Origin of the sequence: Comamonas flocculans (genome assembly GCF_007954405.1) — a bacterium.
GTDB lineage: Bacteria > Pseudomonadota > Gammaproteobacteria > Burkholderiales > Burkholderiaceae_C > Comamonas_C > Comamonas_C flocculans.
In genome coordinates this window covers 2339051-2364275 of record NZ_CP042344.1, presented here as the reverse complement: position 1 = coordinate 2364275, position 25225 = coordinate 2339051, and the positions used below count along the sequence as shown (strand labels likewise).

Here is a 25225-nt window from a genome sequence, read left to right as displayed (position 1 = left end):
GCCTTCAGGGCAGCGCGGCGGCCGCCACCAGCCGCCGGGTATAGGGCTCGCGCGGGTGGTTGAGCACCTGATCCCAGGGGCCGGACTCCACCACTTCGCCGTCTTTCATCACCAGCACCTGATGCGCCATCGCACGCACCACGGCCACGTCGTGGGTGATGAGCAGGTAGGCCAGGTCCTTTTCCTTCTGCAGGCGCGCCAGCAGGGCCAGCACCTGCTGCTGGATGGTGACGTCCAGCGCGCTGGTGGGCTCGTCCAGCACCAGCACCTGGGGGCCGACGATGAGCGCGCGCGCCACCGCCAGGCGCTGGCGCTGGCCGCCGGAGAATTCATGCGGATAGCGCGCGAGCAGCCCGGGGAATTGCGCCTCGGTCAGGCCCACTTCCGCCAGCATGGCCAGCACGCGGCTGCGGCGCCCGGATTCAGCGAGCTCGGGGGCGTGGACTTTCAGCCCTTCGCCGACGATCTCCAGCACCGTCATGCGCGGCGATAGCGATGAAAACGGATCCTGGAACACCACCTGCACGCGCCGGCGCAGCGCCTGGTTGTGCGCGCTGTTGTGCTGCGCCGGCTGGCGCCAATGCTGGTCGGCCAGGGCCAGTTCGCCGGTGCTGGGCAGCAGCCCGAGCAGCGCCTGTGCCAGAGTGGATTTGCCCGAACCCGATTCGCCCACCACGCCCAGCGTGCGGCCTGCGGGTATCTGGAAGTCCGCCCCCTTGACGGCGAGGAACTCGCCCCTGGTGAACCAGCCGCGCACGCCGGGCAGGGTTACGGGGTAGCCCACGCGCAGGCCACGCGCGCGCACGGCAACCGGGGAATCACTGGCCAGCGCGCCCTCCACCACATCCCGGCGCGGCGTGCTGGCCATCAGCCGCCGGGTATAGGCATGCTCGGGCGCGTCAAAAATTTGTGCCGTCGGCCCTTGCTCGACCAGGTGGCCCTGCTCCATCACGGCCACGCGGTCGGCGAAGCGGCGCACCATCAAGAGGTCGTGCGTGATGAGCAGCACCGCCATGCCGGTCTGGCGCTGCAGGTCGGACAGCAGATCGAGAATCTGCCCGCGCAGCGTCACGTCCAGCGCAGTGGTGGGCTCGTCGGCCAGCAGCAGTTGGGGGCGACTGGCCAGCGCCATCGCAATCATCGCGCGCTGGCGCTGGCCGCCGGAGAGCTGGTGCGGGTAGCTGGCGGCGCGGCGCTCGGGCTCGGGGATGCCCGTAGCTGCCAGCAATTCAATAGCTGCTTGCGCAGACTGGGTGCGGCTTAGCGCCTGTTTGAGTACCAAAACCTCGGCCACCTGTGCGCCCACGGGCATCAGGGGGTTGAGCGCGGTCATGGGCTCCTGAAAGATCATCGCGACCTCGCTGCCGCGCACGCCGCGCAGTTCACGCTCTGATAGTTGAAGCAGGTTGCGCCCGCCCAGCATGGCTTGGCCGGCGATTTTTGCCTCAGACGCCAAGCGCAGCAAGGCGAGCGCACTCACCGTCTTGCCCGAACCCGACTCACCCACCAGCGCGAATTTCTCGCCCGCGTCGATGTCGAAATCGATGCCGTGCACCACCTCCTTGGCACCGAAGGCCACGCGCAGATCGCGCACAGCCAGCAGAGGAGCGGCGGCATTCATGCGTCGGCCTTTCGCGGGTCGAGCGCGTCGCGCAGCGCGTCGCCCATGAAGGTGAGCAGCAGCAACGTGAGCACGAGCACGGCGAAGGTGAAGATGGAGATCCACCAGGCGTCGATGTTGTTCTTGCCCTGGCTGAGCAACTCGCCCAGGCTGGGCGTGCCGGGTGGCACGCCCAGGCCGAGGAAGTCCAGCGAGGTCAGCGCCAGGATGGCCGCGCTCATGCGAAACGGCAGGAAGGTAACCACCGGCACCATGGAGTTGGGCAGGATGTGGCGCCACATGATCTGCCCGTTGGAAACGCCGAGCGCACGCGCCGCCTTGACGTAATCGAGCTGGCGGTTGCGCAGGAATTCGGCGCGCACGTAGTCCGACAGGCCCATCCAGCCAAAGAGCGAAAGCAGCACCAGCAGCAGCGCGATGCTGGGCGCGAAGATGGCGCTGAAGATGATGAGCAGGTAGAGCTCGGGCATGGAGCCCCAGATTTCGATGAAGCGCTGGAAGGCCAGATCGATCTTGCCGCCGAAAAAGCCCTGGATGGCACCGGCCAGGATGCCCAGCACCACACCCACGGCCGTGAGCGCCAGGCCAAACAGCACGCTCACGCGAAAGCCGTAGATGAGCTGCGCCAGCAGGTCGCGTCCGCGGTCGTCCGTGCCCAGCCAGTTCTGGCGCGAGGGGCCGGAGGGGAAAGGCGCATCGGCAAAGTAGTTCAGCGTGCCCGCACCGGAGGGGTTCAGGGTGTAGATCGCCCAGTTGCCATCCGCCGACAGTTTTTGGCGCACGTAGGGGTCCAGGTAATCGGTGGGCGTGGCGAAGTCGCCGCCAAACGTGGTCTCGGGGTAGTCGTGCAGCATGGGCAGATAGAACTGCCCCTCGTAGCGCACCAGCAGGGGGCGGTCATTGCTGACCAGCTCGGCCCCCAGGCTCAGCAAGGTCAGCGCACAGAACAGGATCAGGCTCCAGTAGCCCAGCCGGTTGCGCTTGAAGCGCTGCCACGCGCGGCGGGCGGGGGAGAGGCTGTCTGCCAGTGCTTCAGCCATGCCCCCCCCCCGGCCAGCAGGTTCTGAAACGGCGCATGGCTCTTGAAACGGTAGGCGCCAAAGTCGCGCTCATCGGTCGTCAGGATGCGCCCATGCCCCAGGTGCTCGGCCAGCAGCACCAGGGAGCCGTCGGCCAGGTCCATGGGCAGCTTGGCGTAGCGCTGCATCAGGTGCGCCAGCCGCTCGGTTTGCGCTGCTTCCCACTGCCAGACGGCAATGCCACCCGCGGCCACGTCGCCCAGCAGGGCGTGCGCGGCATCCACGCCTATCCAGTGCTGGATCAGATGCGTAGCTTCGGTCAGCACCGGCCAGGTGGTGATCCAGCCCTCTTCCTGCGTGGGCAGCGCCCGTACGGCGCGCGCGTGCCAGGCGTCATCCGCGTCCGCCAAGGCGTAGAAAAAACCGGCGTCGGCAAGGATCACGCGTCACCCTTTTTTGGGGGGGTGGCACCGGCAGCATGGGGCGGTGCGGGCTCATGCACCGCTGGCGCGTGGCCCTGGTGCTTGGCTGCCCAGCCCTCGGCCAGGCGTGCCTTGTAGCTGCCAGCCACATCGCTGCGGCCGCTGCGACCCTTGCCGATGAAGGTGGCGAAATGCGTCAGCCCACCGCGCTGCGCGCGCAACTGCTCGTAGTAGTGCTGCACGCTGGTGCGCAGCACCTCGCTCACCCCCAGGCCAGTGGCCTCGGCCAGGTAGTTGAGCTGCTGCTCGGCGTCGCCTTCAAAACGTGCGTTGACGCGCATGGCGAGGCTCCTTGAAATGAATGTCATGCATTGTATGACAAATCATCTGGTCATGGGTTCCGTCGCGCCGTCTCGGCCGCCGTCAATCAAACTTCACCCGTGGATCGACCCAGACGTAGCAAAGGTCGGAAATCAGCTTGGTGAACAGCCCGATCAGCGTGAAGAGATACAGCGTGCCCAGCACCACGGGGTAGTCGCGCCGGATCACGCTCTCGTAGCTGAGCAGGCCCAGGCCGTCGAGCGAGAACAAGGTTTCGATCAACAGCGAGCCGGTGAAGAACGCGCCGATGAAGGCCGAGGGAAAGCCGGTGACGATGGGAATGAGCGCGTTGCGAAACACGTGCTTGTAGAGCACCTGCCGCTCGGTGAGGCCCTTGGCGCGCGCGGTGAGCACGTACTGCTTGCGGATTTCTTCGAGGAAGGCGTTCTTGGTCAGCATGGCGGTGACGGCAAAGCTGCCCGCCACCATGGCAATCACCGGCAGCGTGATGTGCCAGAGGTAATCGACGATGCGCGCGCCCCAGCCCAGGGTCTCCCAGTTGCTGGAGGTGAGGCCGCGCAGCGGAAACCACTGCAACTGCCCGCCAAAGACGACGAGCAGCGCCAGGCCGAGCACGAAGCCCGGGATGGCGTAGCCGATGAGGATCAGGATGGTCGTCGCCAGGTCAAAGCGCGAACCCGCGCGCACCGCCTTGGCCACGCCCAGCGGCACCGCGACGAGGTAGCTGATGAAGAAGGTCCACAGCCCCAGGCTGACGGAGACCGGCATCTTCTCCTTGATGAGCTGCCACACGTCCTTGTTCTGGAAGAAGCTGCGCCCGAGATCAAAGCGCGCAAACTGCCCGAGCATCTTGAAGAAGCGCACATGCGCCGGCTCGTCAAAGCCGTAGAGCTTCTTGATCTGCGCCAGGCGCTGGCTGTCCACCCCCTGCGCGCCGCGGTAGGCCATGCCCGCGCCCTCGCCCCCGCCGCCATGCCCGGCCATGCCGGCCTTGGCCTCGGCCAGGTACTGCTCCACCGGGCCGCCGGGCACGAACTGGATCACCACGAAGGTGAGCAGCAGCACCCCGAGCAGCGTGGGCAGCATCAGGAGGATGCGCTTGAGGACGTAGGCGGTCATGGCAGGCCATTATGTCGCCCGCCCACCCGGGCACGCGCCCTCTTCAAGCGGCGCGGCAATGACCATCCTTGACAATTCAAGGGCAACAAGATCGACGCGGGGCGCTAGGATGATCGCCGCCATGTTCGACCCAGCCCCCTGCGCGACGCGTCGGCGCGCCTTGCTGGCCCTGGGCGGCGCCTGCATCCTGCCCTGCGCCCACGCCAGCACCCCCGTATTCGTGATGCAGAACGAGCCCCATCTGCGCCACGCGCGGGCGCTGGTGTTCGCCGCCCTGGACGCGGCCGGCCTGCGGGCCCGGTTCAGCGACGCACCGCTGGGCAACGAACAGCGCAACGTGCACCAGATCAGCAGCGGCCTCACGCATCTGGACATGATGCCCGCCACCCCCAAAAGGCTGGAGCTGGTGCGCGAGGGCAAGCTGCGCATGATCCCCATACCGCTCGACCGCGGCCTGCTGGGCTGGCGCGTCAATCTGCTGCTGCAGTCGCGCCGAGACATGCTCGCCCAGGTGCGCGGCGCGGGCGATCTGGCGCAGTTCACCATGGGCCAGAACGTCGGCTGGATGGATACGGCGATCTACCGCGCCGCCGGCATCCCGGTCAAGGAAATCAAGACCTGGAGCAATGGCGAATTCACCGAGCAGATGGAGGCGGGCTTCCTCGACCTGTTCCCGCTCGGGCTGGAGGAGACGCTGAGCTACTTCCTGGCGCATTTCCAGCGGCGCTACCCCCAGCTCACGACCGATCCGCACATCCTCATGCGCTACCCCTGGTTTCGCTTTGCGTGGCTGGCCCCGGGCGCATCCACGGCCGCGCTGCACGATGCGCTGCAGCAAGGGTTTGACCGCATTGTCGCCAATGGCAGCTTCGTGCGCGTCTGGCAGAAACACCGCAAGATCCCACCGCCATCGGTGCTGCGCGGGCGCGTTCCGATCGACATCCCCAACCCGTTCTACGACAACACGCTGGTGCCGGCGCGCTACCGCCACCTGCTGGCGCAGCCCGCCCGCTCATGATGCCCGCCGCGCCCAGGCAGCCGCGCCGCCGCAGCCTGCATGCGCAATTCGTGCGCAGCCTGCTGGGGCCGCTGGTGCTGGCCTTCGCGCTGGCCGCCGGCACCAGCCTGTGGGTGAGCTACCGCAGCAGCACTGCGCAAGCGGCGGAGCAGCGAATCCTCACGCTGCAGGCCTTCAGCCATTCGCTGACCCAACCCCAATGGGACTGCGACAAGACCACCGCGCAAGGCATCATCGACACCCTCGCGCGCATGCCGCAAGTCGATGGCGTGCGCCTGCACGACACCTGCAGCGACACCCTGCTGCACGCCGGCCGAGCCATGGCGGGCCCGCCGCCCGCGGGGCCTGATCACCTGGAAAGCCCCGTGGTCTACCGCGACCCACAAGGGCGCGACTACACCGTGGGGCAATTGCAAATCAGCTACCACCCCTTGTCTGCGCGCGATGCCGCCATGCAGAGCCTGGTGCCGCAGCTCGGCATCTTCCTGACCATGCTGGCCGTGGTGCTGGTGGGCGCCGCCCGGGTGTTCGAGCATGCCGTCGGCCAGCCCCTCGCGCGCTTTCGCGCCGCCATCCTGGCATCGCGGCCGGTGCACGCGGCGCACGCACCCGCGCCGCGCTGGCTCGACGAGCTCGGCGACGTGACGCAGGCCTACGACAAGCTGGTGCACGAGCTCAAGCGCCTGGCGCGCCACGACCCGCTCACCGGACTGGCCAACCGCCGGGCGCTGGAGGAACACCTGGAGCATGCGCTGCACCAGGGCGCGCCGGGTCTGCACGTGCTGCTGCTGGACCTCGACGGGTTCAAGCCCGTCAACGACCGCTACGGCCATGCCGTCGGCGACGCGGTGCTGCAGGGCGTGGCGCAGCGCCTGCGCGCGGCGCTGCGTCAGTCCGATCTGGTGGCGCGGCTCGGCGGCGATGAATTCGTCATCGTCGCGCCCGACCGGGGGGCGCCCGAAGCACTGGAGCGTCTGCTGGACAAGGTGGATGAGGCGGTGCGTGCCCCGCTGGTGTGCGATGAGCACGTGCTGCGCGTACACGCCAGCATGGGCATGGCGCTGTTTCCGCGCGATGGACACAGCGCCGCCGCGCTGCTGGCACATGCCGACGCGGCAATGTATGCGGCCAAGCAAGCCGGCACCCCGTCCGGGCAAGGCCCGGCTTGAGGCCCGGCGGGGAGCGGGCCCGTCGCGCCTGCTAGAATTTGAACGAAAAACGGCTCTATCCCTTATGCAGCGGGCGCAAGCAGCTATGGTTTTTTAGACCACCAGGTGTCCACCACCCACATCTCCCCGGGCGAGTAAGGCGGCACCGCCTCGGGCCTGGCCAGGCGCCAGGCGTCATACACCATGCGGTGGGTGCCGGCGAACCACTGGGGAATCAGATAATGCTCGGCCGCAATGATGCGGTCCAGCGCGTGGCAGGCGGGCAGCATCTGCTCCAGGCTTTTGGCCGACACCATGGCCTGGATCATCGCGTCCACCGCCGGGTTCTTCACTCCGGCGAAGTTGCCTGAATCCTCCTGATCGGCCGCAGCGCTGCCGAACAGGTCGGCAAACTCCTGCCCCGGGTTGTTCGTGCCCTGGAAGGCGATGGTGGTGATGTCGAAATCGAACTTCTGCAAGCGCTGCTGGTAGAGCGCGAAATCGACCGAGCGATAGTTCAGCGTGATGCCCAGCTTGGCCAGGTTGCGCTGCCACGAGAAGATGGTGCGCATGCCGCCCTCGCTGCTGTCCATGTATTCGAGCACGAAGGGCTGGCCCTGGGCGTCTTGCAGCACGCCGTCCCTCACCTCCCATCCCGCCTCGCTCAACAGCTTTTGCGCCTGGCGCAGGTGCTCGCGCAGCGCCATCGCATCGGGCGTGACCGGGGGCTCCACCATGGGGCCGAAGGCAGCGGCAGGCAAGCGGTCGCGCCAGGGCGCCAGCAGCGCGCGCTCGGCCGCCGTCGGCGCGCCGTGCGTCTCGCAGCGCGTATTGCCGAACAAGCCGTGCACGCGCTGGTAGGCACCGTAGAACAGGTGGCGGTTCATCCATTCGTAGTCGAAGGCCAGTCCCAGCGCCTGGCGCACGCGCCGGTCCTTGAGCAGCGGACGGCGGGTATTGAGCACGTAGCTCTGAAAACCCGCGGGCAGCTTGTTGGCGAACTCCGCCTTCACCAGCTCGCCGGTGTCAAAGCGTCTGCCGTTCACCCGCCGCGCCCAGTCGCCCGCGCTGAAGAAGCGCATCAGGTCGAATTCGCCCGCCTTGAGCGCCTCCAGCCGCGCGGTGTTGTCCTTGTAGATCTTGACCTCGATGCGGCCGAAGTTGGCCGTGCCCTTTCGCACCGGCAGGTCGCGCGCCCAGTAGTCGGGGTCGAGCACGTAGGTGATGTCCTTGCCGAAATTCACCGGGCCGATCCGGTAGGGGCCGCTACCCATGGGCGTGTCCATCACCACCTGGTCGAAGGGCTTGCCCGCGCCCCAGTCGCGGCTGAAGATGGGCAGGCCGCCGACGGTCAGCGGCAGCTCGCGGTTGGGCGCCTTGAAGCGAAAGCGCACGGTGCGCTCGTCGATCACGTCACAGCCCGCCACTTCCCAGAGCATGGTCTTGTAGCCCGGCGAGACGTGGGGGCCCACCAGCGTGTCGTAGCTGTGCTTCACGTCCTCGGCCGTCACCGGCTTGCCGTCGTGAAAGCGCGCCTCGGGCCGCAGGCGGAAGGTGGCGGAGAGGCCGTCCGGGGCCACGCTCACGTCCTCGGCCAGCAGGCCGTAGCCGGTGGCGGTCTCGTCGAGCGAGCCGGTCAGCAGCGTGTCGAACATCAGCGCGCTCAGGTAGGCGGGGGCGTTGCCGCGGACCGTGAAGGGGTTGTATTTGTCGAAGGTGGAGGCGCGCGAATTGCTCACCAGACGCAGCTCGCCGCCCTTGGGCGCGTCGGGATTGACGTAGGGGAAGTGGGTGAAATTGGCCGGCTCTTTCACATCGCCCCACATCGCGTAGGCGTAGTCGGCGCGCGCGGGCAGCGCCAGCAGGCACAGCGTCAGGGACAGGGCGGCGGACAAAACACGCATGCGACAATTCTGCATTACCCCGCACCGCACACAGGAGAAGAACAATGGGTTTCCTCGCTGGCAAGAAGCTGCTGATCACCGGCGTGCTGTCCAACCGCTCCATCGCCTACGGCATCGCGCGCGCCTGCCGCCAGCAGGGGGCCGAGCTGGCCTTCAGCTACGTGGGCGAGCGCTTCAAGGACCGCATCACCGAATTCGCGGCCGACTTTGATTCCAGGCTGGTGTTCGACTGCGACGTGGGCGACGACGCCCAGATCGAAAAGCTGTTTTCCGACCTGCACGCCGTCTGGGGGCGCTTTGACGGCTTCGTGCACTCCATCGGCTTCGCGCCGCGCGAGGCGATCGCCGGCAACTTCTTCGACGGCCTGACGCGCGAGAACTACCGCATCGCGCACGACATCAGCGCCTACAGCTTCGCCGCGATGGCCAAGGCCGCGCTGCCGCACCTGAACGACCAGTCCGCGCTGCTCACCCTGACCTACCTCGGTGCCTTGCGCTCCATCCCCAACTACAACACCATGGGTCTGGCCAAGGCAAGCCTCGAAGCCAGCGTGCGCTATCTGGCAGAGGCCATGGGCCGCACCGAGGACGGCCGCGCGATCCGCGTCAACGGCATTTCCGCCGGCCCGATCAAGACACTGGCGGCCAGCGGCATCAAGGACTTCGGCAAGCTGCTCTCGCGCGTGGCCGACGCAGCGCCGCTCAGGCGCAACGTGACGATCGAGGACGTGGGCAACGTCGCCGCCTTCCTGCTGAGCAACCTGGCCGGCGGCATGACCGCCGAGATCACCTACGTGGACGCGGGCTTCAGCCAGACCGCGGGCCTGTCGGCCGACCAGGTCTGAAGCCGCGCGCGGGCGCCTTCAGGCGCCGGCCGCGCCCGGGCTGCTGCCCAGCGCGCTGCGGATGGCATTGGCCAGCTCGGTGGCCTCGAACTTGGCCACGTAGCCATTGGCGCCCACCTTGCGCACCAGGTCTTCGTTGGTCGTGCCCGAGAGCGAGGAGTGGATCAGCACCGGCACGCCGGCAAAGCGGGCGTCGTGCTTGATGTTGCGCGTGAGCGTGAAGCCGTCCATCTCGGGCATTTCCAGGTCGGTCAGCACCAGGCCGACCTTGTCGTGGATGGACTTGTTCTCGGCCTCGGCCACCTCGGCCAGGGCGTTGAGCCGCTCCCAGGCTTCGCGCCCGGACTTGACCAGTTCGTAGGACGCGCCCAGGGCCTTGAGCTCCTGCTCCAGCAGCGCGCGGGCGACGAAGGAATCGTCGGCCGCCAGCACGATGGCCTCGCCCTGCATGCGTACCTTGGCGCCCAGTTGCTTGCCTTCAACGGTGTGGCGCTCGGCTTCGGGCGTGACCATCTGCACGATGGCTTCCACGTCCAGCACCTGGGCCAGGCGCTGCTGGCCGCTGCCATCGTCGTCCAGCCGCGCGAAGCTCGTCACCAGCGACTTGACGTTGCCGCTGGCCTCGGCGGGAATCACCTGCTTCCAGTCCAGACGCGCGATGTCCTCGACCGACTCCACCGCGAAGGCCTGGGTGGTGCGCCCGTACTCCGTCACCAGCAGGATGTTCAGCCCCGTCTCGGGCGTGCAGCCGACGATGTGCGGCAGGTCGAACACCGGTATCACCTGGCCGCGCAGGTTGACCACCCCCAGCGAGCACCTGTCCGCCCCGACCACGGGCGTGATCGCGGGCATGGCCATGATCTCGCGGATCTTGAAGACGTTGATGCCGAACAATTCGGACTGGCCCAAGGCCTTGTCCTTGCCCAGACGAAACATCAGCATCTCGAACTTGTTCGAGCCGGCGAGGTTGGTGCGTTCATCGACTTCGGACTGTGGTTTTGCCATGGTGGATCATCCTCTGTGAGCAACGGCAATGCCGGCTGCGGCCATTCTATAAGCCGCCCGCGTGCCCGGGCGGCATCGACGGGCCGCCGGCCTGTTCGCCACCGCGCAAATGCCGCAGCACCCCCTGGGCCGCGCGCACGCCGCTGGCCAGGCAGGCCGTGAGCAGGTAACCCCCCGTCGGCGCCTCCCAGTCCAGCATCTCGCCGGCGCAGAACACGCCCGGCATGCCGCGCAGCTGCAAGTCGTCCGTGAGCGAGGCAAAGCGCACGCCGCCGCCGCTGCTGATGGCCTGCGCCACCGGCCTGGGCGCGCGCAGCGTGACCGGCAGGGTTTGCAGCGCCGCCGCCAGCCGCAGCGGATCGCGCAGCGCCTCGCTGTCGATGCACTCATGCAGCAAGGCGAGATGCACCGCCTGCAGTCCCAGGCGGCTCTTCAGGTGCGAGGACAGGCTGCGGCTGCCGCGCGGATGCGCCACCGCCGCCAGCACCTGCGCGCGCGTGCGGTCGGGCTGCAGATTCAGGTGCAGCGTGGCGTGGCCGTGTGCCGCAATTTCGTCGCGCAGCAGGCTGCTGGCCGCGTAGACCAGGCTGCCTTCCATGCCCGTGGCCGTCAGCACGCATTCACCGCGCCGCTCAAAGCGCCGGCCCTGTCCATCGACAAAGGACAGCACCACGTTCTTCAAGGGCACGCCGGCAAAACGCTCGGCCAGATGGGCGGACCAGCCCACGTCGAAGCCGCAGTTGGCCGGCACCAGCGGCGCCACCTCGGCCCCCGCCTGCGCCAGCCAGGGCGCCCAGGCGCCATCCGAGCCCAGGCGCGGCCAACTGCCACCGCCCAGCGCCAGCACGGCGGCACGCGGGCGCACGGCCACGGCGCCGGCAGGTGTTTCAAAGCAAAAAACGCCTCCAGCGCTTGCTGGGCAAGCGCCAGCAGCTATTGAATCGGAAGTATCCGCCGCCCACCCCGCCCAGCGGTGGCGCATGTGAAAGCGCACCGGCGCCGCACCCGGCGCATCCGGCTGACGCAGCCGCAGCAGCCAGGCGCGCAGCAGCGGGGCGGCCTTCATCTCCGTCGGAAACACCCGCCCGGACGAGCCCACGAAGGTCTGCACGCCCAGCCCCGCCGCCCAACCGCGCACCGCCTCGGGCCCGAAGTCGCGCAGCCACGACGCCACCGCATCCGCCGCCCCAACGCCATCGCCCTGGCGAAAGCGCCCGGTGAACGGCGCCAGCGGCTCCGAATGCGTCAGGTTCAGCCCGCCCTTGCCCGCCAGCAGGAACTTGCGGCCCGCCGAGGGCATGGCGTCAAAGACATCCACCGCCACGCCGGCGCGCGACAGCACTTCGGCGGCCATCAGGCCGGCGGGGCCGGCGCCGAGGATGGCGACTCCTGTCTGCGTCAAAACGCTCACTCGCACGCCACCACCGTGTCATACAGCCCGTAGCGGGTCAGCCCTTCGTGGCTCTCGATCCCCGTGTAGCGCAGCGACGCGTCTTCGTAGCGGCGCAAGGCAAACACCGCCTCCATCCGCGCCAGCTCGGCCACGGTCATCGACGGATACTCCCTGACAGGGGTGAAGATTTCATGCTTGCCGAGGTGGGCAAACAGCGAGTCTTCGGCGCTGAAGGCCGATGAATGCGTGAGCACGTCGAACCGGAAGTCGCGCCGCAGGAATTTGCCCTTGCCCAGGTAGCCCCATTCGGCAAAGGTGATGGGCTGCCTGCAGGCGCTTTGCATGGTCAGGGCGTCGCCATGCACCAGGTTTTGCGTCAGCACGAAGCTGGCCGCGCGATAGAGGTCGTCGTCCTCGTCCAGCCCCAGGTATTGGGCAAAGATTTCCAGCAGGTTGCCGCGGCATTCGGCGATGTTGTCGGGCAACAGCTCGATGCCGTAGATGCACATCAGGCCGTGCAGGGCGAAGTGGCGCTTTTCGAAATCCGATCTGCCGTACTTGAGTTCGACGGCAGCGAGCTTGCGCCGCAGGATCTGCACCAGGAAGTTGCCGCTGCCGCAGGCCGGCTCCAGAAAGCGGCTGTCGATGCGCTCCGTCTCGCCCTTCACCAGGTCGAGCATGGCCTGCACCAGCCACGGCGGGGTGAAGACCTCTCCGTGGTCGGCGACGCGCTGTTTGGATTTGACGAGGGTCATCGGGATGTTTGGGCTGGAGTCCGGTCCACGCGGATCGCTGGATTCTCCCCCCTTGCGAGCGGCGCTGGATTTTTCACACCTTGACCACCCGACCCTCCCCGCTCAAGAACGCCACGCGCACTGTCTGCCCCGGGTGCAGATGCTCGACGGCGGCGCGATAGAGCTGCAGTTGCGCCTGCAGCGCTTCGTCGCGCTCGGGGTGCGCGGCGCTCTTGTAGTCCAGCACCCACCAACCCTCGCTCCCGTGGGCACCGGCGCGCCGGCGCACCAAGCGGTCGATGCGCAAGCGCCGGCCTTCATGCACCAGTTCCACTTCATTGAAGGCTTCGAGCACCTCCTCTGCCGACCAGGCCCAGGCGGCCTCGCCGGTGAGGATGCGCCGCGCCGTGGTCTCGGCCTGCTGCATCTGCGCGGCGCACAGCGCAAAGCGCTGGCGCGCGAGCACGATGCGATCGCTCGGCCAGCCGCCTTGCGCCTCGTCCGCATGTTCCAGCAGCCAGTGCATGGCCTGGCCGATGCGGGAGACATCGCTGTCGGCTTGCGCTTCAGATTGGATAGCTGTTGGCGCTTGCAGGACGGGCGTTTGAGCCCGATTTTGCTCATGGATTGCGCCCCCACCCTCATCCTCGCCCAAGGGGAGAGAAGGCAAATCCAGCAGCGTGAGGCTTGGTGCCAAGGACGCGGCGCAAACCACCTCTTGCGGCAGGTCCAGGACCTGCGCCAGCGGCTCGATGCGCTGCCACCAGCTGCCGCCCGCGCTCTGGTGCGGCTCGAAGCCCGAGAGCACCAGGCGCGCGCGCGCGCGGGTCATCGCCACGTACAGGGCGTTGAGCTCTTCGCGCGCCTGCGCGGCGGCTTCCTGGTCGGCCAGGCCTTGCTCGCTCGCCGGCGGGTTGCCGCCCTTGGCGAGGAAGACCAGGCGAGTGGGCAGCGGCGCATCGCCGGGCCAGTCGATCAGCACCTCGGGCTCGCCGCGGTTCTGCCGGATGCTGGCGCTGTCCAGCAGCAGCACCTCGTCCGCCTCCAGGCCCTTGGCGCCGTGCACGGTGAGCAGGCGCACCGCCTCCGGCGCGGCCTGGGGCGGCAGGGCGATGCGTTCGCGGCGCAGCACGCGCAGCCACTGGTAGGCGGTGAGAAAGCGCCCGCCCTGCACCGACAGCGCGGCCGAGAGCAGCGCGCGCAACTGGCGCAGCACCTGCGTGCCTTCGGCCGGAGGAGCCGCGGCATGAAAGCGCGCGAGCACATCGCGGTGGCGGTAGATGGCCTGCAGCGCGTCGTGCGGGGGCAGGCTCAGCAGCCAGCCGCGATACATAGCCAAATCGGCCGCCAGCGCTTGCTCATCAATCGTCTCCAGCTCCACTTCTGAGAGTACCTCCAGCCAGCAGGGACGGGCTTCACCCGCGGCGCGCACGGCCAGGGCGATGCGCGCGAGGTCTTCATCCGTACAACCAAACAGCGGCGACTTGAGTGCGCGCGCCAGCATCAGGTCGTGCCCGGGCGAGACCAGCGCATCGACCAGCGCGAGCACGTCGCGCACTGCCGGCTGCTCGGCCAGCAGGTTCTTTTCGGGCTGCTCGCAGGCCACGCCCAGGCGACGCAGCTCGGCCTGCAGCACACCGAGCGGCTCGCGCTTGCGCGCGAGCACCATGATCTCTTTGGCCGCCGTACCCGCACCGATGCGCGCGGTGATCCAGCGCGCGGCCTGGCGGCACTCGAGCGTGCGCAGGGTTTCCTCTTCTTCCAGCCGCGCCGTGGTGAGGCTGTCGCGCCAGCTTTCCGGCTCGGCCAGGTCTTTGGTCGCTTTGGGCGGGCGCGGGATGAGGGGCAGCGCCAGCGCGTCGCCAGCGGCGGTGCTTTCGGTGGTGTGCGCGCGATAGTCACTGAACTCGCCCGCCTGCTGCGCGGCCTGCATCACGCCATTGACCAGCGCGAGCACGCCGCGCGCACTGCGCCGGGTGTGGTCGGTGGCAAGCCAGACGCCGCCCAGCGCCTGCACCACGAAGTCGCGCGCGGCGCTGAACACCTTGGGGTCGGCACGGCGAAAGCGGTAGATGCTCTGCTTGGGGTCGCCGACGATGAAGACGCTGGGCGGGCTGTGCCCGCCGCCCGCGCCCGCGTAGCCCGAGAGCCAGGCGTGCAGCGCCTGCCACTGCAGCGGGTTGGTGTCCTGGAATTCGTCGACCAGCAGGTGGCGCGTGCGCACGTCCAGGCGCTGCTGCACCCAGGCCGACAGCGCATGGTCGGCCAGCAGACGCATGGCGGCGCGTTCCACATCGTTCATGTCCACCCAGCCGCGCTCGCGCTTGAGCCGGGCAAAGCACGCGATCAGCACGCGCGCGAGGCGGGTCATGCGCTGCTGGTGCAGGCGTGCCTGGCGCTGCTGCTCGGCCGCAAGCACGGCACGCACTTCCTCCTGCGCGGCGCGCACCTGCTCCAAGCCCGCGACCTTGTCGCTGAACTTGCGCGCCTCGCCTTTCTGCGTGAACAAGGCCGCGCGGGCCGCTTCGAAGTCGGCGGCCTGCAGCGCCGCCAGCAGCTGCTCGCCGCAGGCGGCGAAGGTCTTGGCACTCGCGCCCTGCAGCGCCCGGGCGGCGGTCCGCAGCAGCTCGCGACCGCTCTCGCGCAGCAGCAGCCAATCTGCGGGCTGGGCCACCCCGGCCATGCGCGGGTAGACGGCGTCAAAGTCAGGCACCGCGTCCTGCACCCGCCCGGCCTCATCGGCCAGGCCGAATTCTGTGCGCCGCGCCAGCGCCCCGGCCAGGGCATCGTGCGCGCGGGTGCGGCCCAGCGCCAGCACCAGCGCGCCGTAGTCGGCGCGCAGGGTTTCGTCGCCGGCCACCTCGCGCAGGAAGGGGCGCCAGACCTCGGCCACCGCCTGGGCGTCGTCTTCCAGCAGCTCATGGGCGACGGGCAGGCCAAGCTCATCGAGCACCGACAGCGGCGCCGTCTGCAGCAGCGCGGCAAACCAGCCATGAAAGGTGCGGATCTGCACTGGGCGGCCGTGGGCCAGCAGGGTTCGATACAAATTGCATAGCTGTTCACGCAGTTCCGGCGCGCGCTGCGGCTCGATTCCCCTTGAAACCAGCTCATCGAGCAGGCGCGCCTGCCATTGCGCCGCGGTTTCGGCGGGCTTGCCCTCGTCCGGCGCCGCGGCCTTGGGCTGGGCGAAGTCCTGCAGCCATTGCATCAGCCGCTCGCGCATCTCGCCCGCGGCCTTCCTGGTGAAGGTGATGGCCAGGATCTCGTGCGGCGCGCAGCCGTCGAGCAGTGCGCGCAGCATGCGCGAGACCAGCATCCAGGTCTTGCCCGCGCCGGCGCAGGCTTCGACCACCACGCTGCGGCGCGGGTCGCAGGCGATGGCGTAAAAGCGTTCGCGCGTGCAGGGCGCGCCATCGAGCTGGTAGGCCGCGCGCTGCTCATTCATGCCAGAAGTCCTTGCGGCACAGGCCGCGCACTTCGCACCAGTCGCAAACGCTGCCTTCTCCCAGCGCGGCCAGCGGCATGCCCTCGGCGATGCGCCGCATGTCCTCGGCCATGCCCACCTGCAAGGCGGCGGCCAGGCGCTGCAGATCAGGCAGTTGATGCAGGCTGGGCTGCTCGCGCTCGGCCAGGTTGAGGTAAGCGGCGCGCGGCGCCTCGGCGTCCGAGAGCAGCGCGTAGAACGGCAGCTGCGTCTCTTCACTGCCCGCCTTGGCGCGCGCCCTGGTCTTGCCGAGCGCTTCGGTCTTGTAGTCGATCAGCAGCGCCGCGCCATCGGCGAGCGTATCCATGCGGTCGATGCGCCCGCGCAGCTGCAGCGGGCCGCGCTGCACGCGGATGTCCACCTCGGCGGCGCTGAAGCGCGCGCCGGCCGCCTCGTGCGTCTGCAGCCAGGCGAGATAGGCATCGCGCAGCGGCGGCCAGGCCACCTCGAAGGGCAGGAACTCGCCCCCCTCGCCCTCCAGCCCAAGCGTGCGCGTAGCCTCATGCGCGGCGGCCTCCATCAGCGCCAGGCGCTCGGCCGAGGGATCGCGCTGCAGCGCTTCATGGAAGTGGCGCAGCAGCGCATGCACCCAGATGCCCCAGTCGCGCTTGTCCACGTCCACGTCCAGCTCGCCCTCGTCCTGCAAGCCGAGCTGGCGCAGCGCGAAGAAGCGGTAGGGGCAGCTGCGTAACTGCTCGTAGCTGCTGGCCGAGAGCGGCTGCATCGGCAACTGCCTGCCCACGGCGCGCGGGCGCGGGGTCGGCAGGGGCACCAGCGCCCGCGCGATGCGCGCATCGCTGCCCTCCTGCAGGCGCAGGCCGGGCGTGAGCCGCAGCGCCTGCACGAGCGGCGAAGCGAGCACCGGCTCGCCGCTGTCATCGGCGCAGCGGTGCAGCACGTCCACCTGGCCGGCCGACAGCGCCAGGGCCCAGGCCAGCGCCTGCTCGCGCTGCAGCTCTTCGCGCACGGGCAGGCCCAACGCTTGGCGCTGCGCCGCGCTCCACGGGCCGGGCGGCTCGGGCGCGGCGGGCAGATGGCGCTCGTCGGCGCCCGGCAGCACCAGCGCCGCAAAGCTGCGCCCCAGCAGCTGCGCCAAGGGCAGCACCACCACGCGCGCCGTTGCGCCCACGGCGGGCTGGAAGTTGGCCTGCTCCAGCACCTCGCCCGTCCAGTGCGTGAAGCCGGCACAGGACATCGGCGCCCGCGCGCCGGCCCAGGCCTGCCAGCGCTCCAGCGCCCCATCGTCCAGGCCCAGCGCCTCTATCACCCCCGCGCCCGCCGCGTCGGCCTGCAGCAGGGGCCAGAGGCCACAGGTCTGCAGCGCGGCGCGCAAGTCGCCGAGCCACTGCGTGAGCGGCCGGCGGGCAAGCAGGCCGGTGCGCAGCGCCTGCACCTGCTGCACCAGGGGGTCGTCAGGCAGCAGCGCGGCGGCGGCGCGCCAGTCGCGCACCGCATGCTTGCGCAAGTGCTGCTCCAGCCGCCGGTGGTCCAGCAGCGCCCAGGCGGGCGCAAGCTTGATCCAGTCGAGCACCTCGTCGCTGGATGCGCGCGGCGCGCAGGCGCGCAGCAGCACCAGCACGCAGGCGCCCGCGTGCGTGGTCGAAAGCTTCCAGCCCGTCTCGTCGCGCAGCCCGGTGCCGGCGTGCACGCCGGCACTGCCGAGCAGCGCATTGATGCGACGCACGAGCAGACGGTCGACGGCGACGAGCGCCACCGGCGCGCGGCCGGCGCTCAAGTGGCTGAGCACGCAGGCGGCGGCGCGCTCGGCCTCGTCCTCCGCGTCCAGCGCCAGGTGCAGCGCCACCGCGCCCGCGGCGGCCGGCGCCTCGTGCTCCAGCGTCAGCGTCTTGTCGCCCCAGTGCGCGCCCAAGGCCTGGAGCAAGGGCTCACGGCGCAGGCCGGGCACGATGACCAGCAGGTCGACCTGGCGCGCCAGCGCGGGGGCAAACAACACGTCGGTGGCATGGCTCGAGGTCGCGACCCAGGCGGCCGCGACGCGCCCGAGCACGCCCTCCAGGCGCAGCGGCCCCTCGTGCACGGCGGGCAGCAGCGCGTGGGTGCGCTCCAGCCAGTCGGCGCGCCGGTCAGGGGGTTGCGCCGCGGCCAGCGGGGCCAGCTGCCGCGCCAGCTCCAGCAGCCGCCCGGCCAGCGCCGGCGCCTGCGCACCCAGGCCGGCGTGCTCGAGCAGTTCGCGCGCAGTCAGGAGGTCGCGCGCGTGGTCGAAGCACAGATCGCGCGCGCCGGCAATGAAGGCGCCGGCCTCGGCCGCCCAGCTGCGCGTGGTCTGAAAGCGCGGCATGTAGCCCGCGAAACGTGCGGCCCAGGCGGCGCTGGCCACCGGCAGCAGGTGGGCATAGGGCAGCAGCACCACGGTGCGCGCCAGGTGCGCGCCGCGGCCGCGGGCCTGCGCATGCACCTCGCCCAGCCAGTGCGGCCAGGGTCCGGTCAGCGGCGCCGGCGCGCCCTGGCGGGCAGCAACCATGGCGTCATCAGGTATGGCTGTTTCTGTCACAATCAAACGAATTTACCCCGTGTGCAGCGTCCGGCGCCAGCCCCCTGCTGCCAACCGCCGTACAGGAAAACCATGGCCAGCGCATTGATCAAACACGTCTCGGACGCAAGCTTCGAAGCCGACGTCCTCAAGTCCTCTTCCCCGGTGCTGGTGGACTACTGGGCCGAATGGTGCGGCCCCTGCAAGATGATCGCACCGGTGCTCGACGAAGTGGCGGGCACCTATGAAGGCAAACTCACCATCGCGAAGATGAACGTGGACGATAACCGCGAAGTGCCCGCCAAATTCGGTATCCGCGGCATCCCCACGCTGATGATCTTCAAGGACGGCCAGCTCGCCGCCACCAAGGTGGGCGCGATGAGCAAGGCGCAGCTGACCGCCTTCATCGACCAGACCCTGGCCTGAGCGGCTTCGTGCCGGGCGCATGCCCGGGCGTCGGCCGGCCTGCGGGGGTGCCGGCTTTTCCTGTCATAATCTCTCCCGATCACCACCGCGCAACACCCGATGCGCAGCTGGTTTGCCATCACCGGCCTGCCCCCGCATTCCGAACCCCCGCGGATGCTTCCTGCGGCGCACGGCCAACCCCTCCTTGACCAGACATTGCCACTCCCTGACCGGAGTCTTTTCATGCACCTTAACGAATTGAAGGCCCTGCACGTCTCCGAAGTGCTCAAGCAGGCCGAAGAGCTTGGCGTCGAAAACGGCGGCCGCATGCGCAAGCAGGAGCTGATGTTCGCCATCATCAAGAAGCGCGCCAAGGCCGGCGAGCAGGTGTTCGCCGACGGCGTGCTGGAGATCCTGCCCGACGGCTTCGGGTTCCTGCGCAGCCCCGACACCAGCTACACCGCCAGCACCGACGACATCTACATCTCGCCCAGCCAGGTGCGCCGCTTCAACCTGCACACCGGCGACATGATCGAGGGCGAGGTGCGCATCCCCAAGGACGGCGAGCGCTACTTTGCCCTGACCAAGCTGGACAAGGTCAACGGCAACCCGCCCGAGCAGAACAAGCACAAGGTGATGTTCGAGAACCTGACGCCGCTGTTCCCCAAGGAGCAGATGAAACTCGAGCGCGACATCAAGGGCGAGGAGAACATCACCGGCCGCATCATCGACATCATCGCCCCCATCGGGCGCGGACAGCGCGCGCTGATCGTCGCGCCGCCCAAGAGCGGCAAGACGGTGATGATGCAGCACATCGCCCATGCCATCACCTCCAACTATCCGGACGTGATCCTCATGGTGCTGCTGGTAGACGAGCGCCCCGAGGAAGTGACCGAGATGCAGCGCTCGGTGCGCGGCGAGATCATCGCCTCCACCTTCGACGAGCCGGCCACGCGCCACGTCCACGTGGCCGAGATGGTGATCGAGCGCGCCAAGCGCCTGGTCGAACTCGGCCAGGACGTGGTCATCCTGCTGGACTCCATCACCCGCCTGGCGCGCGCCTACAACAACGTCGTGCCGTCTTCCGGCAAGGTGCTCACCGGCGGCGTGGACGCCAATGCGCTGCAGCGCCCCAAGCGCTTCTTCGGCGCGGCGCGCAACATCGAGGAAGGCGGCTCGCTCACCATCATCGCCACCGCGCTGGTCGACACCGGCAGCCGCATGGACGAGGTGATCTTCGAGGAGTTCAAGGGCACGGGCAACAGCGAGCTGCACCTGAACCGGCGCCTGTACGAAAAGCGCGTGTTCCCCGCCATCGAGCTCAACAAGAGCGGCACGCGCCGCGAAGAGCTGCTGCTGGCGCCCGAGGTACTGCAAAAGACCCGCATCCTGCGCCAGTTCATGTACAACATGGACGAGATCGAATCCATGGAGCTCATGATCAAGAAAATGCGCGAGACCAAGAGCAACGTCGACTTCTTCGAAGCCATGCGCCGCGGCGGTTGATTGAGGGCGCTTTCTATATAATGCGCGGTTTCTCGGAAAGTACGCCAGAAGCGCTGGCGCGGCTCCCGGCTTTTACCCCCATAGGATTTCATCATGCGTGAAGGCATACACCCCGACTACCGCGAAGTGCTGTTCGTGGACCTCTCCAACGGCTTCAAGTTCGTCACGCGCTCGTGCGTCACGACGAAGGAAACCGACACCTTCGAGGGCAAGGAGTACCCGCTGTACAAGCTCGACACTTCCAGCGAGTCGCACCCCTTCTACACCGGCACGCAGAAGTCGGTGGACAGCATGGGCGGGCGCGTCGAGAAGTTCCGCAACCGCTTTGGACGCACCAGCGCCCGCTGAGCGCAGCACCCGCACACCGCGTTCTGTGGGCATGCTGCCCCGGCGCAACCAGGCAGCCCGGCACGCCGCGCTGCCTTTTTTGTTCACGCTTTCCGCCTGATGCACCCCAGCCCCGCCATCGTCGCCCAAGCGGCAGTGCGCCCGCTGCCCCGCAAGGTGCTGTGGTTGCTGTGCGCGGTCTATGTGCTGGCCGGCTTCTTCGGGCGCGACCCCTGGCGCGGCGACGACATGCAGGCCTTTGCCTTCATGCGCGAGATCGCGCTCGGGCAGACGAACTGGCTGCAGCCCACACTGGCCGGCCTGGGCCCGGACACTCCCGGCCTGCTGCCGCTGTGGCTGGGAGCGGGCGCGATCTGGCTGGGCCAGGGCTGGCTGTCCATGGAGGCCACGTCGCGCCTGCCCTTCGTGGCGCTGCTGGTGCTGGTACTGGCAAGCACCTGGCGCGCCGCCTGGCGTCTGGCGCAGAGCCCGCAGGCCCAGCCCGTGGCCTTTGCCTTCGGCGGCGAGGCGCGCGCGGTCGACTATGCCCGCGCCATGGCGGACGCCGCGCTGCTGGCGCTCATCGCCACGCTCGGCCTGGCACAGTTCTCCCACGAGGCCACCAGCTACCTGAGCCAGCTCGCGGGCACGGCGCTGCTGCTCAGCGGCAGCGCCGCCTGGCTGCACCGCCCGGGCGGGCGGGCACTGGCGGCCACGCTCGGCGGTGTCGCGCTGCTTGCGCTCAGCGGCGCGCCGACCATGGCTCTGCTGCTGGCGGCAGGCGCGGCGGCCGTGGCGAGCAGGGCGCGCACGCCCGACGGCACGCCGATCGGGCTTTCGCGCACGCTGATCGCCTTCGCGGCACAGACCGCCGCGATTGCCGTGCTCGCCGGGTGGACCCAGGCCTGGCAATGGCGCCTGGCCTTGCCGGCCAACGCGCAAAGCTGGGCCACGCTGGTGCGGCTGCTGGTCTGGTTCGCCTGGCCGACCTGGCTGCTGGCGCTGTGGACGCTGTGGCGCTGGCGCCACCCGCTGCGCCACGGCGCGAGCCACATCGTGCTGCCGCTGTGGTTTGCGCTGGTCCCGGTGGTGGCCGCCTTCGCCACCGAGCCCGCCGACCGCGCGCTGCTGCAGGGCTTGCCGGCGCTGGCCATCCTGGCGGCGTTTGCGCTGCCCACGCTCAAGCGCGGCGTCGCGGCCGCCATCGACTGGTTCACGCTGCTGTTCTTCAGCGTCTGCGCCATCGCCATCTGGGTCATCTGGCTGGCGGTGCAGACCGGCTTTCCGGCGCAGCCGGCCGCCAATGTGGCGCGGCTGGCACCGGGTTTTCAAAGCCGCTTTGAACCGCTGGCCTTCCTCCTGGCTCTGGCCGCCACGCTGGCCTGGTGCGCGCTGGTGCGCTGGCGCACAGCACGCCACAGGCCGGCCATCTGGAAGAGCCTGGTGCTGCCCGCCGGCGGCGCCGCGCTGGGCTGGGTACTCTTGATGACGCTGTGGCTGCCGCTGCTGGACTACGGACGCAGCTACGCGCCCCAGGTGCGCCTGCTGCGCGAGGCGGTGGACAAGGTCGAACCGGCCAGCCGCCTGCGGTCCGGCGACTGTGTAGCGGGCTACGGGCTGGACCAGCCGCTGGTGGCTGCGCTGCGCTATTACGGCCAGCTGCCCATGGCTACGCCCGAGCAGGCTCCGACCTGCCGCTGGGCCATCGTCGATCCGGACGGCGACTGGGCCGCGGGCCAGGTGTTTGCGGACGCGCAGTGGCAGCAGGCGGCCATCGTCACGCGCCCGACGGACAGGCGCGACCAGCTCGTGCTCATGCTGCGCCACCCGGCGCACTGAAAGCATGGCGGCGCGCTCGGGCATCGCCCACCACGCCCTCACGGTGCTGGTGGGGCAGCTGGCAGTGATGGCCTTCGGGGTGACGGACACCATCGTGACCGGCCGCTATTCGCAGGACTCGCTGGCAGCGCTGTCCATAGGTTCGGCGGTGTTCGTGAGCGTCTACGTCGCGGTGATGGGGCTCTTTCAGGCGCTGTTGCCGATCTGGGCCGAACTGCACGGCGCACGGCGCCCGCAGGCCATCGGTGCCAGCGTGCGCCAGACGCTGTATCTGTGGCTGGCAGCGAGTGCGCTCGGCATGGCCATCCTGCTGCACCCGGGCGCCGTCCTGCGCGCAACCGAGGTGCCGGGCGCCCTGCAGACCGAGGTGCGCAGCTACCTGGCGATACTCGCCTTCGCGCTGCCGCCGGCGCTGCTGTTTCGCATCTACAGCACGCTCAGCCAGGCGGTCGACCGGCCGCAGTTCGTCACCTGGCTGCAGCTGGCTTCGCTGCTGCCCAAGCTGCCGCTGTCGCTGTGGTTCACCTTCGGCGGCGCCGGTCTTGCGCCCCAGGGCGCGCCGGGCTGCGCCTGGGCGACGCTGGTGGTCAACTACCTGCTGCTCGGCGTGGCGCTGGCGATGCTGGCGCGCCACCCATCGTTTCGGCGCCTGGCGCTGTGGCACCGGCCGCAGGCGCCCGACTGGGCAGAGCTGCGGCAGTTCTTGCGTCTGGGCCTGCCGGCGGCGCTGTCCATCACGGTAGAGGTCACATCCTTCACGCTGATGGCGCTTTTCATCGCGCGCCAGGGCGCGCTCGCGGCCGCGGCGCACCAGATTGCCGCCAATCTTGCGGCGGTGCTCTACATGGTGCCGCTGTCGCTGGCGATAGCGGTCAGCGCCCATGTGAGCTTCTGCCGCGGCGCCGGCGAGGAAACTCAGGCTGCCAAGCTGGCTTTGCAAGGTTTTATGGCCTCAGCCCTTATCGGGTGTGCGTTGGCAGCTATCCTTTTTTTATCCCGTACACCTTTGGCGGCGCTCTACACCACGAGCACCGATGTGGCCGCGCTGGCCACTGCCCTGCTGGCCTGGGTAGCCGTCTACCACGTGGCGGACTCGATGCAGACGCTGTGCATCTTCGTGCTGCGCAGCTACCGCATCACGCTGGCGCCGCTGCTGATCTATGGCGTGCTGCTCTGGGGTCTGGGTCTGGGTGGCGGCTACACCATCGCCTATCGCGGCTGGCAGGGTTACGGGCCATGGCCTTCTCCGCTGCCGTTCTGGGGCGCAAGTACCGCCGCGCTGGCCATCACCGCGCTGGTGCTGCTGTGGCTGCTGACCCGCGCCCTGCGCTGGCATACCCGGTCTCCGAGCCAGACCCGCAGGACTGCGGGCGCTTCAAGGATGGACAGCGCTTGAACCTGCAAAAATCGGAGCGAGCAAGCGGCGCTTTCGCCCCCGGCCTTGGTGTGTCGCTACTGCCGAATCGACGGGCTGCAGTGGACCAAAGAAGCGCTTGCCCCGGGCAAGTATCTGATCGAAATGTTCGCCAGCGACCCGCAGCGCCACACCATTTGGGGCTTCGACACCATCACGCTCGAGGGCGCGCGATGGTTTGGCGTCCATGGTATGAACATGCCCGGTGCAACGCCGTGCAGTTGGGGGCCAAAGCGCGTTTCTGCAGCCCGAACAGACTACAATTGCGGGCTTCGCGGAGAGGTGGATGAGCGGTTTAAGTCGCACGCCTGGAAAGCGTGTGTGGGTTAATAGCCCACCGCGGGTTCGAATCCCGCCCTCTCCGCCAGCATTTCTGGCTCATGGCCGCTGATCCCGGCAGGGGCCCCGACGGGCCCGCCGTCGTACACCCTCGTTCCTGTTTCACGGCACAGTGACTGCACCCTCCCCCGGCTGGCGGCTGCGCAGCATTGGTCTGCGCCGCGGCCAACGCACGATCTTCCAGAACCTCAGCCTCGACCTGGATGAAGCGCGCATCGCCCTGATCGGGCACAACGGGGCTGGCAAATCCAGCCTGCTGCGCCTGCTCGTGGGCCTGGACGCGCCGCAACAAGGCAGTCTGAGCTGGGCTGGACAAGCCGCCGATATGGCCCGTCGCGCCCATGGGTCTCCAGGCGGGCGGCTCGCGAGCCTGATGTTCCAGAACCCGGACGACCAGATCATTTTCCCGACGGTTGCGGAAGAGCTCCAGTTGTCATGGCGCAGCGCCCATGACGGCAATCGCAAGGGGGCTCGCAGCGGAGCGCTCCAATTTCTGGAGCAACACGGCCTGCTGCACTGGGCCGACAGGGCCATGGGCACGCTGAGCCAGGGCGAGCGCCAGTGGGTGTGCTGGCTGGCGATGCTGCTCGCCCGGCCCCGGGTGCTGCTGCTTGATGAACCCTACGCCAGCCTGGACTTGCCAGGCCAGCTGCGCCTGGCGGCCGACATACGCCGCTGCACGCAACAGGTGATCATCTCTACCCATGTGCTGCATCCCGTGCGCGACTTTGCGCGCGTGATCTGGCTGGAGGATGGCCGGGTACGGGCCGACGGCCCTGGCCGGGAAGTCTGCCCGGCCTATGAAGCAGAGGCCCGGCGCAACTTTGCCAACGCAACCGGCGACGGGTGA

General features: G+C 68.9%; 20 protein-coding genes and 1 tRNA gene. 10 read left to right on the top strand and 11 right to left on the bottom strand.

What is annotated here, in order from left to right; translation table 11 throughout:
- Positions 1-4 precede the first annotated feature (4 nt).
- From FOZ74_RS11330 to FOZ74_RS11310, 5 genes are all read right to left on the bottom strand, one after another.
- Complete coding sequence (locus tag FOZ74_RS11330) at positions 5-1621, bottom strand: ABC transporter ATP-binding protein (protein WP_146913166.1); 1617 nt, start codon at positions 1619-1621, stop codon at positions 5-7.
- Complete coding sequence (locus tag FOZ74_RS11325; RefSeq protein ID WP_146913165.1) at positions 1618-2661, bottom strand: ABC transporter permease; 1044 nt, start codon at positions 2659-2661, stop codon at positions 1618-1620. Before FOZ74_RS11325 ends, FOZ74_RS11330 begins: the two co-directional genes overlap by 4 nt.
- Positions 2574-3083, bottom strand: coding sequence for a type II toxin-antitoxin system VapC family toxin (locus tag FOZ74_RS11320; protein ID WP_146913164.1), 510 nt, complete (start codon positions 3081-3083; stop codon positions 2574-2576). Before FOZ74_RS11320 ends, FOZ74_RS11325 begins: the two co-directional genes overlap by 88 nt.
- Entirely contained in the window at positions 3080-3403 is a 324-nt protein-coding gene (locus FOZ74_RS11315; protein WP_146913163.1) for a hypothetical protein, read from the bottom strand. The genes FOZ74_RS11320 and FOZ74_RS11315 overlap by 4 nt, the downstream gene beginning before the upstream one ends.
- Before the next feature lie 82 nt (positions 3404-3485).
- A complete protein-coding gene (locus FOZ74_RS11310; RefSeq protein WP_146913162.1) occupies positions 3486-4523 on the bottom strand; it encodes a microcin C ABC transporter permease YejB in 1038 nt (345 codons plus the stop codon).
- 121 nt (positions 4524-4644) lie between these two features.
- Here FOZ74_RS11310 and FOZ74_RS11305 point away from each other — a divergent pair, with 121 nt between their 5' ends.
- Both FOZ74_RS11305 and FOZ74_RS11300 read left to right on the top strand, forming a co-directional pair.
- Complete coding sequence (locus tag FOZ74_RS11305) at positions 4645-5541, top strand: amino acid ABC transporter substrate-binding protein (protein ID WP_186764585.1); 897 nt, start codon at positions 4645-4647, stop codon at positions 5539-5541.
- Entirely contained in the window at positions 5538-6710 is a 1173-nt protein-coding gene (locus tag FOZ74_RS11300) for a diguanylate cyclase domain-containing protein (RefSeq protein WP_146913161.1), read from the top strand. The genes FOZ74_RS11305 and FOZ74_RS11300 overlap by 4 nt, the downstream gene beginning before the upstream one ends.
- Before the next feature lie 83 nt (positions 6711-6793).
- Here FOZ74_RS11300 and FOZ74_RS11295 read toward each other — a convergent pair whose 3' ends face one another.
- Positions 6794-8593, bottom strand: coding sequence for an extracellular solute-binding protein (locus tag FOZ74_RS11295; protein WP_146913160.1), 1800 nt, complete (start codon positions 8591-8593; stop codon positions 6794-6796).
- Between the two features lie 44 nt (positions 8594-8637).
- Here FOZ74_RS11295 and fabI point away from each other — a divergent pair, with 44 nt between their 5' ends.
- Positions 8638-9438, top strand: coding sequence for an enoyl-ACP reductase FabI (gene fabI, locus FOZ74_RS11290; protein WP_146913159.1), 801 nt, complete (start codon positions 8638-8640; stop codon positions 9436-9438).
- A gap of 18 nt (positions 9439-9456) precedes the next feature.
- On the opposite strand, the gene FOZ74_RS11285 is transcribed toward fabI, so the two are convergent.
- The 5 genes from FOZ74_RS11285 to FOZ74_RS11265 all read right to left on the bottom strand — a co-directional run bounded on the left by FOZ74_RS11285 (position 9457) and on the right by FOZ74_RS11265 (position 18536).
- Positions 9457-10443, bottom strand: a complete 987-nt coding sequence (locus tag FOZ74_RS11285; protein ID WP_146913158.1) for a chemotaxis protein — start codon at positions 10441-10443, stop codon at positions 9457-9459.
- 46 nt (positions 10444-10489) lie between these two features.
- The gene (locus FOZ74_RS11280) at positions 10490-11797 is read right to left on the bottom strand and encodes a TIGR03862 family flavoprotein (protein WP_186764697.1); all 1308 of its coding nucleotides are present in this window, start codon (positions 11795-11797) and stop codon (positions 10490-10492) included.
- Between the two features lie 53 nt (positions 11798-11850).
- Positions 11851-12591 carry an N-6 DNA methylase gene (locus FOZ74_RS11275; protein ID WP_146913156.1) on the bottom strand — a complete coding sequence of 247 codons (741 nt, stop codon included), beginning with the start codon at positions 12589-12591 and terminating at the stop codon, positions 11851-11853.
- Positions 12592-12664: 73 nt separating this feature from the next.
- Positions 12665-16015, bottom strand: coding sequence for a UvrD-helicase domain-containing protein (locus tag FOZ74_RS11270; RefSeq protein WP_146913155.1), 3351 nt, complete (start codon positions 16013-16015; stop codon positions 12665-12667).
- Positions 16008-18536 carry a PD-(D/E)XK nuclease family protein gene (locus FOZ74_RS11265; protein WP_146913154.1) on the bottom strand — a complete coding sequence of 843 codons (2529 nt, stop codon included), beginning with the start codon at positions 18534-18536 and terminating at the stop codon, positions 16008-16010. The genes FOZ74_RS11270 and FOZ74_RS11265 overlap by 8 nt, the downstream gene beginning before the upstream one ends.
- A gap of 102 nt (positions 18537-18638) precedes the next feature.
- Here FOZ74_RS11265 and trxA point away from each other — a divergent pair, with 102 nt between their 5' ends.
- The 7 genes from trxA to FOZ74_RS11230 all read left to right on the top strand — a co-directional run bounded on the left by trxA (position 18639) and on the right by FOZ74_RS11230 (position 25225).
- Complete coding sequence (trxA, locus tag FOZ74_RS11260; RefSeq protein WP_146913153.1) at positions 18639-18971, top strand: thioredoxin TrxA; 333 nt, start codon at positions 18639-18641, stop codon at positions 18969-18971.
- Positions 18972-19193: 222 nt separating this feature from the next.
- Positions 19194-20456, top strand: coding sequence for a transcription termination factor Rho (rho, locus tag FOZ74_RS11255; protein ID WP_146913152.1), 1263 nt, complete (start codon positions 19194-19196; stop codon positions 20454-20456).
- A 93-nt stretch (positions 20457-20549) separates the two neighbouring features.
- The gene (locus tag FOZ74_RS11250) at positions 20550-20804 is read left to right on the top strand and encodes a type B 50S ribosomal protein L31 (RefSeq protein ID WP_146913151.1); all 255 of its coding nucleotides are present in this window, start codon (positions 20550-20552) and stop codon (positions 20802-20804) included.
- 96 nt (positions 20805-20900) lie between these two features.
- On the top strand, positions 20901-22622 hold the full coding sequence (locus tag FOZ74_RS11245; protein WP_146913150.1) for a hypothetical protein: 1722 nt from the start codon (positions 20901-20903) through the stop codon (positions 22620-22622).
- Between the two features lie 4 nt (positions 22623-22626).
- Entirely contained in the window at positions 22627-24018 is a 1392-nt protein-coding gene (locus tag FOZ74_RS11240) for an MATE family efflux transporter (protein ID WP_146913149.1), read from the top strand.
- Between the two features lie 294 nt (positions 24019-24312).
- A tRNA-Ser gene (locus FOZ74_RS11235) sits at positions 24313-24403 on the top strand.
- An 84-nt stretch (positions 24404-24487) separates the two neighbouring features.
- Positions 24488-25225, top strand: a complete 738-nt coding sequence (locus FOZ74_RS11230) for an energy-coupling factor ABC transporter ATP-binding protein (RefSeq protein ID WP_146913148.1) — start codon at positions 24488-24490, stop codon at positions 25223-25225.

Coding starts and splice junctions, on each gene's coding strand:
- FOZ74_RS11330 (WP_146913166.1), bottom strand. CDS start 1,621: ATGAATGCCGCCGCTCCTCTGCTGGCTGTGCGCGATCTGCGCGTGGCC.
- FOZ74_RS11325 (WP_146913165.1), bottom strand. CDS start 2,661: ATGGCTGAAGCACTGGCAGACAGCCTCTCCCCCGCCCGCCGCGCGTGG.
- FOZ74_RS11315 (WP_146913163.1), bottom strand. CDS start 3,403: ATGCGCGTCAACGCACGTTTTGAAGGCGACGCCGAGCAGCAGCTCAAC.
- FOZ74_RS11310 (WP_146913162.1), bottom strand. CDS start 4,523: ATGACCGCCTACGTCCTCAAGCGCATCCTCCTGATGCTGCCCACGCTG.
- FOZ74_RS11305 (WP_186764585.1), top strand. CDS start 4,645: ATGTTCGACCCAGCCCCCTGCGCGACGCGTCGGCGCGCCTTGCTGGCC.
- FOZ74_RS11300 (WP_146913161.1), top strand. CDS start 5,538: ATGATGCCCGCCGCGCCCAGGCAGCCGCGCCGCCGCAGCCTGCATGCG.
- FOZ74_RS11295 (WP_146913160.1), bottom strand. CDS start 8,593: ATGCGTGTTTTGTCCGCCGCCCTGTCCCTGACGCTGTGCCTGCTGGCG.
- fabI (WP_146913159.1), top strand. CDS start 8,638: ATGGGTTTCCTCGCTGGCAAGAAGCTGCTGATCACCGGCGTGCTGTCC.
- FOZ74_RS11285 (WP_146913158.1), bottom strand. CDS start 10,443: ATGGCAAAACCACAGTCCGAAGTCGATGAACGCACCAACCTCGCCGGC.
- FOZ74_RS11280 (WP_186764697.1), bottom strand. CDS start 11,797: ATGGCCGCCGAAGTGCTGTCGCGCGCCGGCGTGGCGGTGGATGTCTTT.
- FOZ74_RS11275 (WP_146913156.1), bottom strand. CDS start 12,591: ATGACCCTCGTCAAATCCAAACAGCGCGTCGCCGACCACGGAGAGGTC.
- FOZ74_RS11270 (WP_146913155.1), bottom strand. CDS start 16,015: ATGAATGAGCAGCGCGCGGCCTACCAGCTCGATGGCGCGCCCTGCACG.
- FOZ74_RS11265 (WP_146913154.1), bottom strand. CDS start 18,536: ATGGTTGCTGCCCGCCAGGGCGCGCCGGCGCCGCTGACCGGACCCTGG.
- trxA (WP_146913153.1), top strand. CDS start 18,639: ATGGCCAGCGCATTGATCAAACACGTCTCGGACGCAAGCTTCGAAGCC.
- rho (WP_146913152.1), top strand. CDS start 19,194: ATGCACCTTAACGAATTGAAGGCCCTGCACGTCTCCGAAGTGCTCAAG.
- FOZ74_RS11250 (WP_146913151.1), top strand. CDS start 20,550: ATGCGTGAAGGCATACACCCCGACTACCGCGAAGTGCTGTTCGTGGAC.
- FOZ74_RS11240 (WP_146913149.1), top strand. CDS start 22,627: ATGGCGGCGCGCTCGGGCATCGCCCACCACGCCCTCACGGTGCTGGTG.